Consider the following 16,484-nt stretch of genomic DNA (forward strand, 5'->3'; position numbering starts at 1 on the left):
AGGTGATCATGTGAATACCATTTATGATGTACAACAACTGTTGAAAAAGTTCGGCACGATCATATACATAGGTGACCGTATAGCTGATTTAGAGCTTATGGAGGATGAAGTTAAGCAATTGTATCAATCTGGTCTTATCGAACCAAAGGTTTACCAAATGGCTATCCTTCTTCTTAGACAAGAAATCCAAAGCTTGAAACGGTAGTAAAAAGAGATCATTTATAATGAGAGTAACATTCCAAAAAGAAATGTGAAAACGTTTGCTAGAGGATCTATATATAATAGTAGGAAAAGGTGATGGAAATGAATGAACAATGGTTAGTAGGTATTGATTTAGGCGGAACAACAATTAAAATGGCATTTATTAATTATTACGGTGAAATTGTTGAAAAATGGGAAATTCCAACTGATAAAACAGGTAAAACCATTACTACAGATATTGCCAAAGCAATCGATACAAAACTTGAACAAATGGGACTAACAAAGGCGAAGCTTGGTGGAATAGGAATGGGAGCACCTGGTCCGGTTAATTTAGAAAAAGGTCTCATTTATGAAACACCAAACCTTGGCTGGGAAAATTTCCCCCTTCGTGACCATATTGAACTGGAAACAGGGTTGCCTGCTGTAATAGACAATGATGCCAATATTGCTGCACTTGGTGAAATGTGGAAGGGAGCAGGAGATGGAGCTAAAGATTTAATATGTGTAACACTTGGTACTGGTGTAGGTGGAGGGCTTATCTCCAATGGAGAAGTTATACACGGCATTAATGGTGCAGGTGGAGAAATCGGACATATTACTGTTGTTCCTGATGGTGGAGCTTTATGTGGTTGTGGTAAAACAGGCTGTATTGAGACAATTGCTTCTGCAACTGGTATAGTCAGAATCGCAAAAGAAAAACTACAATCTTCAGATGAAGTGAGTATTTTAAGAAAAAATTCAGATTTAAGCTCAAAAGATGTTTTTGACGCTGTTGAGCAAGGTGATGCACTTGCCGAGGAAGTAATAGATTACGTTACTTTCCAACTTGGTCTAGTCTTAGCTAATATTTCTAATGGGCTTAATCCAGAAAAGATTGTTATTGGTGGCGGAGTGTCTAAAGCAGGAGATCTTCTCATTTCAAAAGTGGATCACTACTTTAAACGGTTTGCTTTCCCGCGTGTGGCTCAGGCAGCTTCTATTTCAGTGGCAACACTTGGAAATGATGCAGGTGTGATTGGTGGAGCATGGTTAGTAAAAACCAAACTTTTAAATAATTAAATGTGAATAGGTAATAGTAAAAAGGAGCTTCGTTTCATGATGCTCCTTTTCCATTACTTCATATCCTTTTAGAGAATAGGGCGAATTTATGACATTCATTTTTCAGAATCTTTAAACTTTATATACAAACGAAACTTTTTAGGTTTTGAAACGTCTAATAGTAGGGTATAGAGAATATGCTAAACATTATAATTCTATCAAGCTATTGTAATGACAATATTAAAAAGCATTGATTTTTTGTAAAGAAAGTATTAAGATATGTTTTAGTGTGTAGCATTTAACCTAATAATTGGAAAATATAAAAGAGATAAGCGTGTCTGTCCTATGGGATGAGGAGGTAGTAGCTGTGCGCAAGAAATCTTTTTCGAAAATCTCATTTTTACTCTTAGCAACATTATTTCTTTGGATAAAAACGTATATTGTCTATAAAACTAGCTTCGATATAAAAATTGAAAATTTCACACAAGAGTTTATTTTGTTTATAAACCCATTAAGCTTTTTATTATTACTATTCGGGTTTGGGTTGTTCCTGAAAGAAAAAAATAGAAACCGATATATCTTTGGAGTAAGTATCTTTGTAACAGTACTTTTACTTGCGAATATGGTCTTCTATCGATTCTTTAATGATTTCTTAACAATACCGGTATTATTTCAGACAAGCAACATGGGAGATTTAGGAAGTAGTATTACAAACCTATTTTTACCAACAGATATTTTAATGTTTGTTGATCTTGTCATTCTATATTGGTTATTAAGAAAACCCGCGTTTAGAACTTTGTCGGTTTTAACCAAAAAGGAAAAATCAGCTTACTTTCTTTTAGTTGCATCCGTTTTTTTCTTTAATTTAGGATTAGCTGAAGCGGAACGCCCACAGCTCTTAACTCGTTCATTTGACCGCGAAATGCTTGTGAAAAATATTAGCGTATTTAACTTCCATATCTATGATGCTGTCCTTCAATCTAAAACGTCTGCTCAACGTGCTTTAGCAGATAGTGACAGCTTAACTGAGATTGAGAACTATGTGAATGCAAATCGTAAAGAGCCGCAAGAGGATCTCTTTGGAATTGCAAAAGACCGAAATGTAATATTATTATCACTTGAATCCTTACAAAGCTTTGTTATTAATGAGCAATTAAATGGAGAAGAGATTACTCCGTTCTTAAACGACTTAATCAACGAAAGCTATTACTTTGAGAACTTTTACCACCAAACGGGTCAAGGTAAGACATCTGACTCGGAATTTTTAGTGGATAATTCTTTATATCCATTAGGAAGAGGAGCTGTCTTCTTCACAAATAGTAATAACGAGTATACTGCTACACCTGAAATTTTAAAAGAACATGGATATTACTCTTCGATATTCCATGCAAACAATAAAAGTTTTTGGAATCGTGATCTAATGTATCAAGCGTTCGGATATGATCGTTTCTTCGATGTGAATGATTATGAAGTCACAGAGGAAAATTCAATTGGTTGGGGATTAAAAGATATTGACTTCTTCGAACAATCTGTTCAGCACATGGATGAATTACCACAACCATTTTATACGAGATTAATCACTCTAACGAATCACTTTCCATTTGAATTAGGGGAAGAAGACCGATTCATTGACGAATTTGATTCAAACAGTAAAACATTAAACCAGTATATTCCGACAGTTCGCTATATGGATGAATCTGTCAAACGTTTCTTCGAAGAACTAAAGAAAACAGATGTATATGAAAATTCAATTATCATTTTGTATGGTGATCATTATGGAATTTCAGAAAATCACAATGTGGCAATGGAGAAATTTTTAGGAAAAGAAATTACGCCATTTGAGTCCATTCAATTACAACGTGTTCCATTTATTGTTCATATACCGGGTGTTACTGATAAAGAACCTCAAACTTTTACAAAGGTTGCAGGACAAATTGATATCCGTCCAACAATCATGAGCTTACTTGGTATCGACGCAAGTGATCAAATTCAATTTGGTACAGATGTTTTCTCTGAAGATAAATTATCATTTACGGTCCTAAGGGATGGAAGCTTCATCACAGAGAATAATATTTACACGAAAGGTTTCTGTTATGATAAAGAAACCGGTGAGCCGACAGATCAATCCGTTTGTGAACCATATATGGAAAAAGCAAAACAAGAGTTGAATTATTCTGATGAAGTGATTTATGGAGATTTACTCCGTTTTTACGGAGATAACGCTACAGAAGTAGGCGAAACAGAGGCTGCTGAGTCTAAAGAGGAATGATACTTTAGGACTGACTTATTCAAAGTCAGTCCTTTTATATTTAATTAGATAATTAAAACAACAATTGGTCAAATCAATCATAGGCTATAGTAAGTAATTAGGTATTGGAGGTTTGATGATGACCATTCAAAAAAATACAGAAGTCAATGATGGGAACCTTCTTTATACAAAAAAGCCCTATAGTTCTGATGAACTGTATGATGATCTTGTTAAACTAGAAAATATGTATCCTTTTATTAAACGAAATATAATTGGTTATAGTGTTTTAGGTAAACCAATTATGGAGGTCATGGTCGGAAATGGACCTAAGAAAATTCATATGAATGGATCCTTTCATGCTAATGAGTGGATTACGACAAGTATTATGATGCATTGGTTACATGAGTATCTTGAATTAGTAAGTAAAAACTCATCCGATAAAGAACAGGGTATGATCGATCTTTATAAAAATACGTCACTATCATTTGTTCCAATGGTAAATCCTGATGGAGTTGATCTTGTTTTAAATGGGATTCCTGATATAACTGAGTATGAAGCTGCTCTTTTGCAGATGAATAACTTAAGTATTGATTTTTCACAATGGAAAGCCAATATTAGAGGTATAGATTTAAATAATCAATACCCGGTTAATTGGGAGATCGAGAAACAGAGGAAAATACCAAAAGCTCCTGCTCCACGGGACTATCCAGGAGATGCTCCTCTTACAGAGCCAGAAGCAATTGCTCTTGCAGAATTAGTAGAAAAAGCCAATTTTGATCGCGTCCTGGCATTTCACACACAAGGGGAAGAAATTTACTGGGGATATTTACGTAAGGAACCAGAGGAAGCTGAACACATTGTAAAAGAATTCGAAAAGCTTAGTGGATATAAAGCTGTGCGAGATATTGACAGTCATGCAGGATTTAGAGATTGGTATGTGAATAAATGGAGAAAGCCAGGTTTTACAATTGAACTAGGAAATGGCGTAAACCCTCTTCCTTTTGATCAGTTTGATGAAATCTATAAAAAAAGTAAAGGGATCTTTTATTCAGCACTTTATATGTGAAGTCTTAGAGTGGTATTTGTATCAACTTTACCACTCTTCTTTCAAAAAAAATATAAAATTTAAGATGAAATTACGAGGATTGACATAGCTTTTTAAATGAAAAGTATGTTACTTTAAATGAGGTGTGCTCACCACTTTTTTTTGTGAATGAATGGAGAAAAAATGAAACATCTTCCATATTAAAACGTATAGTTTAGTAGGACAAGAATTATAATTGATTTTTAGGAGAGCAAGGTGAGAAAATGTTGATGAGATTAACAAAGTTATTTTCCATCATGTTGTTAATCCAGCTTTTTTTATCAGGATGTATTCCATCTCATCAACAGGAGAATAACCAAGAACAACAACCTAGCAGAGAGAGAATCATTCAAGAAGAAAAAGAACCGGAAAACCAACCTGAAGAAAAGAAAATGAATCTGCAATTGGACATTAAAGAGGAATTATTTCATTCTGTTGCTGATTGGCTGGATGATGAAACAGTTCTATATATTGTAAATAATGCTGAAGGTTCTGAAGTTCATACATACAACTTATATACAGGAGATACTAAATTATTTTACAAATCTGAAGATCCAATTGTTCAAATGAAGGCAAACGAGGATAATAGTTTGTTCTTTGTCCAAACAAGTCCATCTAGCTATGAGGCGGAATTGCTTTTTCTTAATCGTGAGGGTGATATCCAGTATCAAACAGAGATTGAATCTTATGAACTTTCATTTACATGGAATCAAGTTAATCCTGATCAGCTTTTTGTCACAAGCTTTAATGAGGACTGGTCATATTCAACAAAAATCATTGATATACATAATAATCAGATCATGGAAAATCCTGTAGACATTCCTTTTATCCAATGGATTAACAATAATCAGGTCTCCTATATAAAATGGGATCAGGAAGAACCTTCTTTGACTGCACCATTGTATATGTATAATCTAGAAGACCATACAGAGATATTATTATCTGAACAAGTTGTATCGAATACAAATTTTCCAAATCTCATAACGACAATTGAATTAATTGATGAAAATGGGACAGCCGTTGTCCGTTTTTATGATAGTGATAGTCAGGAGAAATTAGCAGAGATGTCTACAAGATTGGTTGCTCTTTATTCTGATTGGTCTATTCCGTATCATGATTTGGACAAGGAAGAAAACTTATTTTACATTTTTGAAGTAAATGAAGAAAAAAATGATTTTAATCTTGTTTCATTCTCACCAGATACAACTGAGAAGAAGGTCATTTTCGAAAGCATCGAGAATTTCCAAATTAAACTTTCACCTAATGGAGAATTTGCTCTTTATGGACCAAGATTTGAAAAGATTTTAGATCTAAATAATCAGTCGGTAGAAGAACTCATTTCCCTAAACTGAGATTGAAAGGACGAATTTTTATGGCAATAGTAGATGTAACCGTAATTCCTGTAGGTACCACTACACCAAGCGTTAGTGAATATGTTGCTGATATTCAACACATTTTAAAGAAATTTGAAGACGAAGGAAAAATTAAATATAAATTAACACCAATGAATACCATTATTGAGGGAGAACTTCCTACTCTTTTTCAAGTAATATCAGCCATTCATGAGGCACCATTTCAAAAAGGAATTCAAAGGGTTGCAACAAATATTAGAATTGATGATCGTAGAGATAAAAAAACAACGATGGAAGGCAAATTGGAAAGTGTTGAAAAACATTTACTATAATGAGTGAAAGTAAAAAACCCCTTAGCCGCAGCTAAGGGGTTTGCATTTCTTGTTAATGCGCAGTCGGAAAGCCGTGATGGATAAATGTCATGACAGCAAACCATCCGAATACAGCTAATGTACCAAATGCAAAGAATGCACCAAGTAGGTTCTTGTCTTTTAGTGAACGAATAAATCCGAAGATCGCAAGAATGGTTACAAGTGCGAAGATAATAACTAAGCCCATTAAAAAGCCCCCTTACTATGTAGATCATTTTCGTAAAATCATGTTTGATTTTTCATAAACTTAAATATACAAAATAACAAGTCCTTCTAATATTTTAATCGGTTTCATAGCGTTTGTCGAGCTTATTTTCCATATCTGTCAAATACAATCCATTGTCTTATTAGCATAACCAGTCTTAGCTAAACTTAAGCATTTGTCTGATTATCAACATTTGATAGAATAGTGTACAATAAAATTAACTGTGAAAATTGGAGGAATATACAATGAAATGGAGACAACTTCCGTTAGGACCGTTACAAACGAATTGTTATCTTTACTCAAATGAACAAAAGGAATGCTTAGTTATTGATCCGGGCGGGGATGGAAATAAATTAATTAGTATTCTTCAACAACAACAATTGAAACCAATTGCCATTCTTCTTACTCATGCTCATTTTGATCATATAGGTGCTGTAGATGATGTTCGAAAGCAATGGAATATTCCGGTTTATGTACATAAAAATGAAAAAGACTGGCTCTCTGATCCTTCGAAAAACGGATCACAATTATTCATGGCCGGAGCAGTGTCAGTGTCAGACCCTGATGAATTAATAAAAGGGGAAGGCCGATTAGAAATAGGCAGCTTTGTTCTCGAAGTATATGAAACACCTGGACATTCACCAGGGAGTGTTTCCTATTATGCGAAAGAAGCTGATGTTGTGTTCTCAGGGGATGCACTTTTTGCAGGCAGTATTGGACGAACTGATTTACCAGGTGGAAATCATGAACAATTAATAAAGAGTATTCATAATAAACTTCTTATCTTACCTGAAGAAACAATTGTATTATCAGGACACGGACCTGATACAAGTATTGAACAGGAAATGGAAACCAATCCTTTCTTAAACGGATTTTAATATCAAAAAACAGGCAGCCAATTCGCTGCCTGTTTTTTGATGAAATTAATGTCCCATATTTTGTCCTGGAATCATCATAAATGTTGTCCAGTACGTAAATCCGACAAAGAAGATCGTGAGGTAAGCACCAAAAATGTAAATGTACATACGCTCGGATAATTTTAAGTAAGATAAGAAGACAAAAAATCCGGTTTGTCCGAAAAAGAGTAAGGAAGTAGTCTTCATGTCACCAAGATAAAACATAACAGCGAAGATTCCTGTCCAGAAACCTAATACCCGGAACATACGATCCATATGTATCCCTCCTTTGTTGACTTTGCCTCGGCTTGAAAATGAGTCATAACGACAAAAATCTGATCCTAAAAGTGCATAAAAAATCATCTTCATATGTTAGCTTTTGACAAATATTAGTATGACATACAAGTCCACCACTCTAATCATTATAATGTACCCTTTATATAATTGTAAATAGCGTTTACAACGTAGTATTCACAATCTAAAAAGAAAATATAGATGTGTAAGATTGTTTGGTAAAAAATGAAGTAAATAACTATACATAAGTTATACAAATATTGTACAATTAAGGCGACGACGATCTGAGACTAATAGTAAATCATTAATAAATACCCGAGGAGGATGTATTGTGAAACATCTAACATTTTACAGCTACCCAAGTTGTACATCATGCAGAAAAGCAAAACACTTGTTAAAAACACAAAATGTTGACTTTCAAGAACGACATCTTTTCCGTGATCCGCCGACAATTGATGAACTAAAAGATTTGCTAAGGCTTACAACAGATGGTATAGATGAAATCTTAGCAACAAGAAGCCAAACATACAAAGATCTAGAATTTGATGTTAATGAACTGTCACTATCTGAGTTACTCAAACTTATAAATCAGGACCCTAAGTTGCTTCGCCGCCCTATTATTACTGACGGTCAGCAATTAATTGTTGGATATAACCTTCATGAACTAAGTAAGGTTGTGAAAAAGAAGGAGGTACAACGGTCAGTATCATAGAAAAAGACGTCTGCTTGTTTAAGTGGACGTCTTTTTCATAAGCTGGGCTAGCTGGATTTGAACCAACGCATGACGGAGTCAAAGTCCGTTGCCTTACCGCTTGGCTATAGCCCAATGATTTTTTTTATAGCTTGTTCATATGTACAAATATATTATGTGTAATTTTCCATTTTCTATTCAAAAAGAGATAGAAAAAGCAGGTTTTCACTCTATTAAATATAAAAATTAAATAGGCGTATTTAAACTAAAACGAGATTTTGCTCATGTGCAGTTTACTTGAAAGTTTTGTACAATGATTTTAGCTTAAGGAAAGGAGAAAATAAGTTGCAATCCATCGAACAAATTAGTGAGCGTATTATAGAGGAAGCCTGTGCATTACGAGCCTCAGATATACATATCATACCAAGGGAACATGAAACCCTCATTCAGTTCCGGGTTGACGATGATTTAATTGAAAAACACTCAATGAAAAAACAAATTTGTGATCGTATGATCTCGCATTTGAAATTTCTTGCTTCAATGGATATTGGGGAGAGAAGAAGACCGCAAAATGGAGCCTTATCACTTTCAACAACGAATATCAATGTTCATCTAAGACTTTCAACACTACCTACAATTTATGAAGAAAGTCTTGTAATACGGATTCTGCCTCAAGAAAAAATTCCGCCAATTACTCACTTATCTTTGTTTCCTTCCACAACAAAAAAACTATTATCTATCTTAAATCACTCACATGGATTAATGATTTTCACAGGTCCGACCGGTTCAGGCAAAACGACAACATTGTATTCACTCATCCACTATGCCAAGCGACATTTTAACCGTAATATTATCACCCTTGAAGATCCCGTTGAAACAAAAAGTGAGGAGGTACTGCAAGTTCAAGTTAACGAAAAAGCAGGAATTACTTATGCAGCTGGATTAAAAGCAATATTAAGACATGATCCCGACATTATTATGGTTGGAGAAATAAGGGATCGAGAGACAGCACAAATTGCAATTAGGGCGAGCCTAACGGGACATTTGGTACTCTCGACAATGCACACCAGAGATGCGAAAGGAGCTATATACCGGCTGTTGGAATTTGATGTGACCATTTCAGAAATCGAACAAACATTAATAGCTGTGTCAGCACAAAGATTAGTTCAATTAAAATGCCCGTTTTGCGAGGGTCATTGTTCTCCCTTCTGTAAAAAACTTAGACAAAAAAGGCGATTAAGTATTTATGAATTACTATATGGAAGAAACCTTTCTGCTGTTATAAAGGAGGCACAGGGAGAAGTAAGCCAATACCATTATCCAACACTTAAGGATGTAATTAAGAAGGGAATAGCACTAGGGTATCTATATCCGAATTCGTATGATCGATGGGTATTTCATCATGATGAATAAAAAATGGACATTACATGATCAAACAATGATTTTAAAAAGATTAAGTGATTTATTAGACAAAGGTTATACATTAAATGAAGCATTAAACTTTATCTCTCTAAATGAACATGGTTTTAAGAAAGTCGATTTACTTCAATGTTTAAAAAAGCTTTCATCTGGTGTTTCTCTTCGTTTAGCATTAAGTCAACTTCATTTCCATCGTGATGTGATCAGCTATCTTTATTTTGCGGAGCAACATGGTGATTTGGAATTTTCCTTACGGGAATGCAGTGATATCTTGCAAAAAAAGATTACCCAAATGGAAAAGCTAGCAAAGCTATTACGATACCCGATATTTCTAATAATCACTGTTGGCATAATCTTGTCCATCGTTCACTTTATTATAAGTCCCCAATTTGAACAGCTGTATCAGTCAATGAATATTGAAGCAAGCTTTTTCTCCCTTTTCCTCATTGTATCCTTTACAGCTCTGAAATGGTGTAGCTTTTTTGCGGCAGGTTTATTCGTTTGTTTACTTAGCTATTACTATTATTTCTTTCGAAAAATGCCAGTTGAGGAGCGAATGCTGCTAGTCATAAGAATTCCAATAATAAAAAGGTTTTTTACTATTTTCAATAGTTATTTTTTTTCTTTACAGCTTAGTAATTTGTTAAAAGGAGGAATGTCAACTTTTGAGAGTTTGAAAGTATTTCAAAATCAAGATATTTTACCTTTCTTTCAAGTGGAGGGGTCTTACTTAATCAATCGGTTAAGTGCTGGAGAACAATTACACACAATTATTGAGAATCGAGGTTTTTATGAGAAAGAGCTGCCATTAGTGATTTTACATGGACAAGCAAATGGTCAGCTTTCAAGAGAGCTTTATACTTACAGCCAACTCATTATCGAAAAACTTGAGCAATCAACCCTTAAAATGATGACCATTATCCAACCGGTTATTTACGGATTTGTCGGAGTAATCATCTTGTTCGTGTACTTATCGATGCTACTGCCAATGTATAAAATGATGGAAAGTTTATAGGAGGATCTAATGAAAAAGGAAAAAGGATTTACATTAATTGAAATGCTGATCGTTTTGCTCGTGATCTCTGTTTTACTGCTTATTACGATTCCCAATGTGACGAAACATAATCAAGGTATTCAAAAGAAGGGATGTGAAGGGCTGATTAATATGGTCCAAGCACAAGCTACCTCCTATCACATTGATAATCAGGAAATTCCCACAATGCAAGATTTAAAAGATAATGGCTATCTCCGCGAACTCCCGGTTTGTCCAAATGGAAACGACGTTGTCATCTCTTCAACTGGTGAGGTTTCCGAGGTTGGGTCATGAGTATGAAAAAAATGGTTTTACCTTAATTGAATCGATTTTAGTATTATTTATTGTCAGTATAATGAGCCTTGTTTTAATCATCAATATTGTACCGATATACAATCAAAAAGTAATTGATACATTCTTACATCAATTTGAAAAAGATATGATGTATGCTCAACAATACGCGATAGTAAATAAACAAGCAACAACCATCCTTTTTGTACCAACCGAATATAGATACACCGTCGGAGAAAATAGGATAACTTTGCCACTGCTCCAGAGAGAATACAATAACGAAATAACGATACAAGCTACTAACTTTTCAAATCGAGTCGTCTTTAATGGTAACGGATCAATCCGCAAAGGGGGGACAATTCATATTACATATAAAAACCAAACGTACAAGGTGGTTTATTATCTTGGAAAGGGACGTTTCGATATTCAAAAATTGTAGAGGTTTTTCACTAGCAGAAACCATGACAGCATTTAGCATTTGGCTACTAATCATAACGGTTTTCATCCCTCATCTTGTTTTACTTACACAAGAAAGAGCTAATAATAGGCAGTCTTTAACAGCCATAAAATTATTACATGAAAAGGTCCAAGGTGTATCCTTTCAGTATAATGAAAAAATAAATGAGACGATTATGAAGGACAATGTGGCTTATCACCTCACATGGAAGGAGGACATGTCTGATCAAAAGGCCTGTTTGGAATGGGAAAACTACTATAATAAAACAAAGTCAGTTTGCCTGCTTGTTTCATAATGAACGGGGGTATACGATATTGAATTTGTTACTTACGTTTTTTATATACATCTTTATCATATCCACCGTCACTATCGTCTTTCATTTTCTAGTTTCTCAATCTCAGCATCCTAAGGACTTGAAACCATTTGAATGGGAATTGTTTGTTATTCAGCTTCATAAAGAAATCAAAGAATCAAGCGATGTTGTAGTTAATGAAACTAACATTACCTTTAAGAATAAACATGGTCAACAGATTAGTATAAATAAATACAAAAATCTAATTAGAAGACAGGTAGGGGGCTTAGGTCATGAAATTATGTTATTAAAAGTTAAAACTGCTACATTTAGACAAAATGAATCAGGATTTGAGTTAGCCGTTGTTAGTGAAGCAGGAAAAAGTTATACACATATTTTCCGCTCTTATAAGGAATTAGTCGAAATATGAGAAATCAAAAAGGATTTATCCTTCCAAGCGTTATGGTCATTGCATTATTTTGTTTACTCATCGTAGCACATATTTCAACAATCTTAATCAGTGAAAAGACGTTTTATGAAGAAACAAAGCAATATTATATCTTAGAAAATTTAATGAATGTTGCCGTGAAGAAATCATTACAGGAATTAAAGAGTGGGAATACTGTTGATCATAATAGTGATATTTATCATTCAAGTAATGGATATTTTTCTTATACGGTGACAACAAGTGATGAAGTGATATATGAAGTTCAATTAACATGCAGCACGAAAGAAACGAAAGAATACACAGCATCATATAAATTCGATAAATCAAAAAATGAAATAATATTCTGGTCTGAATATTAAGAAATATGGTATTGTAGAAAGAAAACATGGAGGACCAAGTGTTGAAAGCAATTTATTTAACAGGTTTTATGGGAGCGGGAAAGACAACTGTTGGAGAAAAACTGGCAGCTGAAATGAATCTTCCAGTCCTGGATACAGACCAAGAGATCATTAAGAAATTAAACAAAAGTATTAAAGATATTTTTGAACAACAAGGTGAACATTATTTTCGATGTGAAGAAACGAAAATGCTAAAAGAGTTGCCAACTGATAATATCATTATTACAACAGGCGGAGGCATCGTAATAAAAGAAGAAAATAGAGCCTGGATGAAAGAACATGGTCACATCGTCATGTTACACGCTGATCTTAATACTATTTATGATCGAGTACACTCAGATCAGACCCGTCCATTAGCAAGCAAAAAATCGAAAGACGAGCTATATCAACTTTATAAGTCTCGTGAAAGCTTCTACAACGACTGTTCACTACTAATTGAGACCGATCATAAAAATATTGAAGAGATTGTGAAAGAAATCAAAGAACGACTAAAAGAAAGCGAAATTGGAAATAGATAGAGGTAGAAACCAAAATATAATGAGGTGTTTTTACCTTGTCTACAAACGACTATGTAAAATATGTAACACAGCAACTGGTAAAATATATGGATACCCCAAAGGAAACGCGAAAACTGCAAAAAGAAGAACGAAAACATCAGGATTTATCAACGTCGTATTATAGTAACCGATGGTTCGGTGTGTTACCATTCGCCCTTAAACTTCTAATGAATAAAAAGAAGAATCACTAATTTAAAACGGATTAACAAAAAAGCTGACAATAAATTTTGTCAGCTTTTTTATGCTTCGGGAATAACTTGAACTTTTTTAATTTCACCTGTCTCTGAATCAAATGTAATTGTCGTATATACGGCAAAGTCCTGCATACCCTCGCGTAATGTAAATCGGTATTGTTTAACCGTAATATCCTTTTTCTTTTTATCCCAAATCTTCTGCGAAAACAATACCTGTGATAACGGATACCGTTTTTTCGTCTCTTTTACCGCCACATCTTCCCATGTTTTTTGAGAAACTGCATGTATCTCCGGAGTAAATGAAACCTGCACGGCTGTTAATCCGAATAAAACAGTAAGCAAAATCATCCATTTTTTCACGTATGAACACCATCCTTAATATGTATTTTTAACCAATGGAAAAAAATTCATACATTTGTTGTTGGATGTGATAGTGGTGAGGGGGATATCGGAATTAGAAATGCTGGTGGAGGGGATTAAATATCCATGATCATTAAATAATAGGCAAAATAAAAAGGTCGTCAAGAAGACGCCCTTTTAATTTTCAGAAGTTCCACCTTGTTGAAGAAATGCTTGAATTTGATCAAATGATAATCCGATCTTTTTCGCTTCTTGTATCAATTCCAACCATTCCATATCAATTTGATTATCGATAAAATGCTTTGAAATTTCAGTCATTCGGCTTGTCCTCCTGAATTAGGATGTTTTGATTTTTTGTACTTTTCCACTTTTGAAATTTCAGGTAATCCCGAAATTCTCTAAAATCATTCTTGCTCATGCCTTCTTCAATAGCTTTATGTAACAACTTACTCCACTCTTCATCAAAAATAAACTCATTTGAGTGATCAGCAGCAGTAGGCGATGATCCTAATAAATCTTCTACCTCTATTTCCAGAGTTAAAGCAATCTTTTTTAAAAACTGAAGCGAGGGATTTTTTTGTACATCTCGTTCAATATAACTTAAATAAGATTTTGATACACCTGCCAGCTCGGCTAACTCACTAATAGAATAACCCTTCTCTTGCCTCAACTCCCTTAATCGTTCTCCAACCATGCTTTGGTCTCCTTGTCTATATAACAAAAATTTTCTTCACAAAGTTCATTATATGAAACATTTTGTTCTTAATAAAATAACGTAAAGATGTGGAAATAAGAGGTATTTAAAGAAAAAGTGCAATAAGTGTTCTTTTTAACGAAAAAATGACAAATTTAAGAGTTTTTTTATTTAGGTAATTTATCATATATTTGTAAAGAATGTAATATTCTTTATTTTATGTATAGAGTTAATTTATTGACTTAACATGTAAAAGAATAAGACTTGAACTAAAAACAACATGAAAAAACACAAAATTCACTAAAAAGGATTGACTTGTTCTTTATAGTGAACTATCCTAGTTTTAGAGAACATGATCTCATGATTATTTAAATGTGTGTTCTTAATTAAGAAAAGTAGGTGGCGGGTGTATGTCTAGCTTTCAAAAGCTTGAAGATAGACGTTTAAATGAATTTAAGCAGTCCAAAGAAATTGATTTGAAAGAAGTGTTCATGATTATAAAAAGGTACGTTTGGATCATTCTCCTTATTACGATCCTTTCAACTTCAGCGGGTGCCTTTTACTCTATGTCAACTTACAGTCCTTTGTATCAATCAACATCAAGGATTATTATTGGCGCAGATAGTAATATGATAACAACATTAAAAGTCATCATTCAGGATTCCACTGTACTAGAAAAAGTTGTGCAGAAACTAGATCTCCCTTATTCTGCAGAGTCACTTAGTGGAAAAATTAGTGTTGGAAGTATAGAAAATTCTCAAGTTGTAACCATCAGTGTTGTTGACTCTAATCCAAAGCAAGCTGCTACGATAGCAAATACTGTTGCTGAAACATATAAAGATGAGATCCCAGCAATAATGGATTTTAAGGATGTTAGATTACTGTCTGAAGCAAAAGAAATTCCATTCCCGATAAATGAAAATCAAAATAGAACCATTATTATCGCAGCTATAGGTGGTATAGTCATTGGAATTGGGCTAGCATTTTTACTGGATTCTTTGAATAACAGCATTAGAAAAGAACATGAAGTGGAAGAATTACTCGGTATCCCTGTTCTTGGATCCATAGATAAAATGAAAAAGAATAACATGCAAAAGAAAAAAGGCAAGAAAACAAGTTTTGAACAGAGGAGTGAGACACTTGGTTCTTAAACTGAATAAGAAAAAGGCACTTAAAGAGATGACTAAGCGCCATTTTGTTACATACACAAATCCTGGTTCAGAAATTGCAGAACAGTATAGAACAATAAGAACGAATATACAATTCTCGTCTATTGATGAGAAATATAAAACATTGATCATTACTTCTCCTTCTTCTTCAGAAGGGAAAACGACAGCTGCCATCAATTTAGCCATTTCAATATCTCAACAAGGTGAAAGGGTCCTTTTAATAGATGCAAACCTTCGGAAACCTAAATTACATATATCTTTTAACCTAAAAGATTATCATGGTCTAACCGATGTATTGATTGGAAGAGTGGGTCTAGAGGAAGCCATTTTTCAAACTCAAATTGGTAAGCTGGATTTGTTAACAAGTGGTATTATTCCCTCAAACCCTACTGAAATTATTGGATCAGATGCAATGAAGTATTTACTTAAGGATATAAAAGAGGAATATGATACAGTTATTTTTGATAGTCCACCAGTATTAGAAACCACGGATACAAAACTTTTAGCAGGACTATGTGACGGTGTTGTGATGGTCGTAAAGGGTGGAAAGACTGATAGAGAAAAAATAGTTGAAGCTAATCGGTTATTAAAGCTTGTCAGGGCAAAGGTATTGGGAGTTATATTGAATGAAAAATCATAATTTGGGCTTTTGATGTTCGTTATAAAGAATAATAGTTTGTTAGGCGATGTCTCCTTGCCTTTATCAATGGAGGCACTCGGCCATGCTGTGGGTTGAAACTAACCTTAGACGCGAGTCGTCATTAGCATGGTGTGAGGAAGGGTTAGATGCCC

24 protein-coding genes and 1 tRNA gene are annotated in these 16,484 nt (G+C 34.1%); 19 read left to right on the top strand and 6 right to left on the bottom strand.

Translation table 11 applies throughout. The annotated features are described in order from the left end of the window. Positions 1-10: 10 nt before the first annotated feature. From BK577_RS08900 to BK577_RS08925, 6 genes are all read left to right on the top strand, one after another. On the top strand, positions 11-205 hold the full coding sequence (locus BK577_RS08900) for a YqgQ family protein (protein ID WP_078433512.1): 195 nt from the start codon (positions 11-13) through the stop codon (positions 203-205). A gap of 98 nt (positions 206-303) precedes the next feature. Further along, positions 304-1,260, top strand: a complete 957-nt coding sequence (locus BK577_RS08905) for an ROK family glucokinase (RefSeq protein ID WP_078433511.1) — start codon at positions 304-306, stop codon at positions 1,258-1,260. 346 nt (positions 1,261-1,606) lie between these two features. Then, positions 1,607-3,508: an LTA synthase family protein gene (locus tag BK577_RS08910; RefSeq protein WP_078432566.1), complete on the top strand. Its 1,902-nt coding sequence runs from the start codon at positions 1,607-1,609 to the stop codon at positions 3,506-3,508. A 118-nt stretch (positions 3,509-3,626) separates the two neighbouring features. Then, complete coding sequence (locus BK577_RS08915) at positions 3,627-4,553, top strand: M14 family metallopeptidase (RefSeq protein ID WP_245823455.1); 927 nt, start codon at positions 3,627-3,629, stop codon at positions 4,551-4,553. A 248-nt stretch (positions 4,554-4,801) separates the two neighbouring features. Continuing rightward, complete coding sequence (locus tag BK577_RS08920; RefSeq protein ID WP_139367286.1) at positions 4,802-5,923, top strand: YqgU-like beta propeller domain-containing protein; 1,122 nt, start codon at positions 4,802-4,804, stop codon at positions 5,921-5,923. 20 nt (positions 5,924-5,943) lie between these two features. Continuing rightward, complete coding sequence (locus BK577_RS08925; protein ID WP_078432569.1) at positions 5,944-6,255, top strand: MTH1187 family thiamine-binding protein; 312 nt, start codon at positions 5,944-5,946, stop codon at positions 6,253-6,255. A 52-nt stretch (positions 6,256-6,307) separates the two neighbouring features. Here the strand turns inward: BK577_RS08925 and BK577_RS08930 are convergent, their stop codons facing one another. Continuing rightward, entirely contained in the window at positions 6,308-6,481 is a 174-nt protein-coding gene (locus BK577_RS08930; protein ID WP_026558761.1) for a DUF2759 domain-containing protein, read from the bottom strand. Between the two features lie 263 nt (positions 6,482-6,744). Here BK577_RS08930 and BK577_RS08935 point away from each other — a divergent pair, with 263 nt between their 5' ends. Continuing rightward, a complete protein-coding gene (locus BK577_RS08935; protein WP_078432570.1) occupies positions 6,745-7,377 on the top strand; it encodes an MBL fold metallo-hydrolase in 633 nt (210 codons plus the stop codon). Between the two features lie 45 nt (positions 7,378-7,422). Here BK577_RS08935 and BK577_RS08940 read toward each other — a convergent pair whose 3' ends face one another. After that, a complete protein-coding gene (locus BK577_RS08940) occupies positions 7,423-7,671 on the bottom strand; it encodes a DUF2626 domain-containing protein (RefSeq protein WP_026558763.1) in 249 nt (82 codons plus the stop codon). A 349-nt stretch (positions 7,672-8,020) separates the two neighbouring features. Between BK577_RS08940 and BK577_RS08945 the strand changes: the two genes are divergently transcribed. Beyond that, positions 8,021-8,401, top strand: coding sequence for a Spx/MgsR family RNA polymerase-binding regulatory protein (locus BK577_RS08945; RefSeq protein WP_139367287.1), 381 nt, complete (start codon positions 8,021-8,023; stop codon positions 8,399-8,401). A gap of 42 nt (positions 8,402-8,443) precedes the next feature. Here the strand turns inward: BK577_RS08945 and BK577_RS08950 are convergent. Next, positions 8,444-8,515: transfer RNA gene (locus BK577_RS08950), tRNA-Gln, on the bottom strand. A gap of 210 nt (positions 8,516-8,725) precedes the next feature. Here BK577_RS08950 and comGA point away from each other — a divergent pair. Genes comGA through BK577_RS08990 form a run of 9 tightly spaced genes read left to right on the top strand, consistent with a single transcriptional unit; the run spans position 8,726 to position 13,466 of the window. Next, a complete protein-coding gene (gene comGA, locus BK577_RS08955) occupies positions 8,726-9,793 on the top strand; it encodes a competence type IV pilus ATPase ComGA (protein WP_078432572.1) in 1,068 nt (355 codons plus the stop codon). Further along, positions 9,783-10,814, top strand: a complete 1,032-nt coding sequence (gene comGB / locus BK577_RS08960) for a competence type IV pilus assembly protein ComGB (protein ID WP_169908167.1) — start codon at positions 9,783-9,785, stop codon at positions 10,812-10,814. The genes comGA and comGB overlap by 11 nt, the downstream gene beginning before the upstream one ends. A 9-nt stretch (positions 10,815-10,823) precedes the next feature. Beyond that, on the top strand, positions 10,824-11,126 hold the full coding sequence (gene comGC, locus BK577_RS08965; protein ID WP_026558767.1) for a competence type IV pilus major pilin ComGC: 303 nt from the start codon (positions 10,824-10,826) through the stop codon (positions 11,124-11,126). Further along, positions 11,116-11,562 (top strand): competence type IV pilus minor pilin ComGD, encoded by a 447-nt coding sequence (gene comGD, locus BK577_RS08970; RefSeq protein ID WP_169908169.1) that lies wholly within the window; start codon positions 11,116-11,118, stop codon positions 11,560-11,562. The genes comGC and comGD overlap by 11 nt, the downstream gene beginning before the upstream one ends. Continuing rightward, positions 11,528-11,875: a competence type IV pilus minor pilin ComGE gene (gene comGE, locus BK577_RS25945; protein WP_169908171.1), complete on the top strand. Its 348-nt coding sequence runs from the start codon at positions 11,528-11,530 to the stop codon at positions 11,873-11,875. The genes comGD and comGE overlap by 35 nt, the downstream gene beginning before the upstream one ends. Beyond that, a complete protein-coding gene (comGF, locus tag BK577_RS08975; RefSeq protein ID WP_078432575.1) occupies positions 11,766-12,302 on the top strand; it encodes a competence type IV pilus minor pilin ComGF in 537 nt (178 codons plus the stop codon). Before comGE ends, comGF begins: the two co-directional genes overlap by 110 nt. Continuing rightward, the gene (comGG, locus tag BK577_RS08980; RefSeq protein ID WP_078432576.1) at positions 12,299-12,679 is read left to right on the top strand and encodes a competence type IV pilus minor pilin ComGG; all 381 of its coding nucleotides are present in this window, start codon (positions 12,299-12,301) and stop codon (positions 12,677-12,679) included. Before comGF ends, comGG begins: the two co-directional genes overlap by 4 nt. 41 nt (positions 12,680-12,720) lie before the next feature. After that, positions 12,721-13,236, top strand: coding sequence for a shikimate kinase (locus BK577_RS08985; protein WP_078432577.1), 516 nt, complete (start codon positions 12,721-12,723; stop codon positions 13,234-13,236). 35 nt (positions 13,237-13,271) lie between these two features. Further along, positions 13,272-13,466 carry a YqzE family protein gene (locus BK577_RS08990; protein WP_026558772.1) on the top strand — a complete coding sequence of 65 codons (195 nt, stop codon included), beginning with the start codon at positions 13,272-13,274 and terminating at the stop codon, positions 13,464-13,466. 48 nt (positions 13,467-13,514) lie between these two features. Here BK577_RS08990 and BK577_RS08995 read toward each other — a convergent pair whose 3' ends face one another. The 3 genes from BK577_RS08995 to BK577_RS09005 all read right to left on the bottom strand — a co-directional run bounded on the left by BK577_RS08995 (position 13,515) and on the right by BK577_RS09005 (position 14,523). Beyond that, positions 13,515-13,829 carry a DUF3889 domain-containing protein gene (locus BK577_RS08995; RefSeq protein WP_139367288.1) on the bottom strand — a complete coding sequence of 105 codons (315 nt, stop codon included), beginning with the start codon at positions 13,827-13,829 and terminating at the stop codon, positions 13,515-13,517. Positions 13,830-14,006: 177 nt separating this feature from the next. Continuing rightward, complete coding sequence (locus BK577_RS09000) at positions 14,007-14,147, bottom strand: anti-repressor SinI family protein (RefSeq protein ID WP_078432578.1); 141 nt, start codon at positions 14,145-14,147, stop codon at positions 14,007-14,009. After that, the gene (locus BK577_RS09005) at positions 14,140-14,523 is read right to left on the bottom strand and encodes a helix-turn-helix domain-containing protein (protein ID WP_078432579.1); all 384 of its coding nucleotides are present in this window, start codon (positions 14,521-14,523) and stop codon (positions 14,140-14,142) included. Before BK577_RS09005 ends, BK577_RS09000 begins: the two co-directional genes overlap by 8 nt. Before the next feature lie 410 nt (positions 14,524-14,933). Here BK577_RS09005 and BK577_RS09010 point away from each other — a divergent pair, with 410 nt between their 5' ends. Beyond that, a complete protein-coding gene (locus tag BK577_RS09010) occupies positions 14,934-15,674 on the top strand; it encodes a YveK family protein (RefSeq protein WP_078432580.1) in 741 nt (246 codons plus the stop codon). Next, on the top strand, positions 15,664-16,332 hold the full coding sequence (locus BK577_RS09015; protein ID WP_245823456.1) for a CpsD/CapB family tyrosine-protein kinase: 669 nt from the start codon (positions 15,664-15,666) through the stop codon (positions 16,330-16,332). Before BK577_RS09010 ends, BK577_RS09015 begins: the two co-directional genes overlap by 11 nt. Positions 16,333-16,484 lie beyond the last annotated feature (152 nt).

Source organism: Metabacillus halosaccharovorans, from assembly GCF_002019635.1.
Taxonomy (GTDB): domain Bacteria; phylum Bacillota; class Bacilli; order Bacillales; family Bacillaceae; genus Metabacillus; species Metabacillus halosaccharovorans.

Excerpts from the sequence above, each read along its gene's own strand:
- BK577_RS08905 (WP_078433511.1), top strand. The coding sequence starts at position 304 with ATGAATGAACAATGGTTAGTAGGTATTGATTTAGGCGGAACAACAATT.
- BK577_RS08915 (WP_245823455.1), top strand. The coding sequence starts at position 3,627 with ATGACCATTCAAAAAAATACAGAAGTCAATGATGGGAACCTTCTTTAT.
- BK577_RS08920 (WP_139367286.1), top strand. The coding sequence starts at position 4,802 with ATGAGATTAACAAAGTTATTTTCCATCATGTTGTTAATCCAGCTTTTT.
- BK577_RS08925 (WP_078432569.1), top strand. The coding sequence starts at position 5,944 with ATGGCAATAGTAGATGTAACCGTAATTCCTGTAGGTACCACTACACCA.
- BK577_RS08930 (WP_026558761.1), bottom strand. The coding sequence starts at position 6,481 with ATGGGCTTAGTTATTATCTTCGCACTTGTAACCATTCTTGCGATCTTC.
- BK577_RS08935 (WP_078432570.1), top strand. The coding sequence starts at position 6,745 with ATGAAATGGAGACAACTTCCGTTAGGACCGTTACAAACGAATTGTTAT.
- BK577_RS08940 (WP_026558763.1), bottom strand. The coding sequence starts at position 7,671 with ATGGATCGTATGTTCCGGGTATTAGGTTTCTGGACAGGAATCTTCGCT.
- comGB (WP_169908167.1), top strand. The coding sequence starts at position 9,783 with ATGATGAATAAAAAATGGACATTACATGATCAAACAATGATTTTAAAA.
- comGC (WP_026558767.1), top strand. The coding sequence starts at position 10,824 with ATGAAAAAGGAAAAAGGATTTACATTAATTGAAATGCTGATCGTTTTG.
- comGF (WP_078432575.1), top strand. The coding sequence starts at position 11,766 with ATGTGGCTTATCACCTCACATGGAAGGAGGACATGTCTGATCAAAAGG.
- comGG (WP_078432576.1), top strand. The coding sequence starts at position 12,299 with ATGAGAAATCAAAAAGGATTTATCCTTCCAAGCGTTATGGTCATTGCA.
- BK577_RS09000 (WP_078432578.1), bottom strand. The coding sequence starts at position 14,147 with ATGACTGAAATTTCAAAGCATTTTATCGATAATCAAATTGATATGGAA.
- BK577_RS09005 (WP_078432579.1), bottom strand. The coding sequence starts at position 14,523 with ATGGTTGGAGAACGATTAAGGGAGTTGAGGCAAGAGAAGGGTTATTCT.
- BK577_RS09010 (WP_078432580.1), top strand. The coding sequence starts at position 14,934 with ATGTCTAGCTTTCAAAAGCTTGAAGATAGACGTTTAAATGAATTTAAG.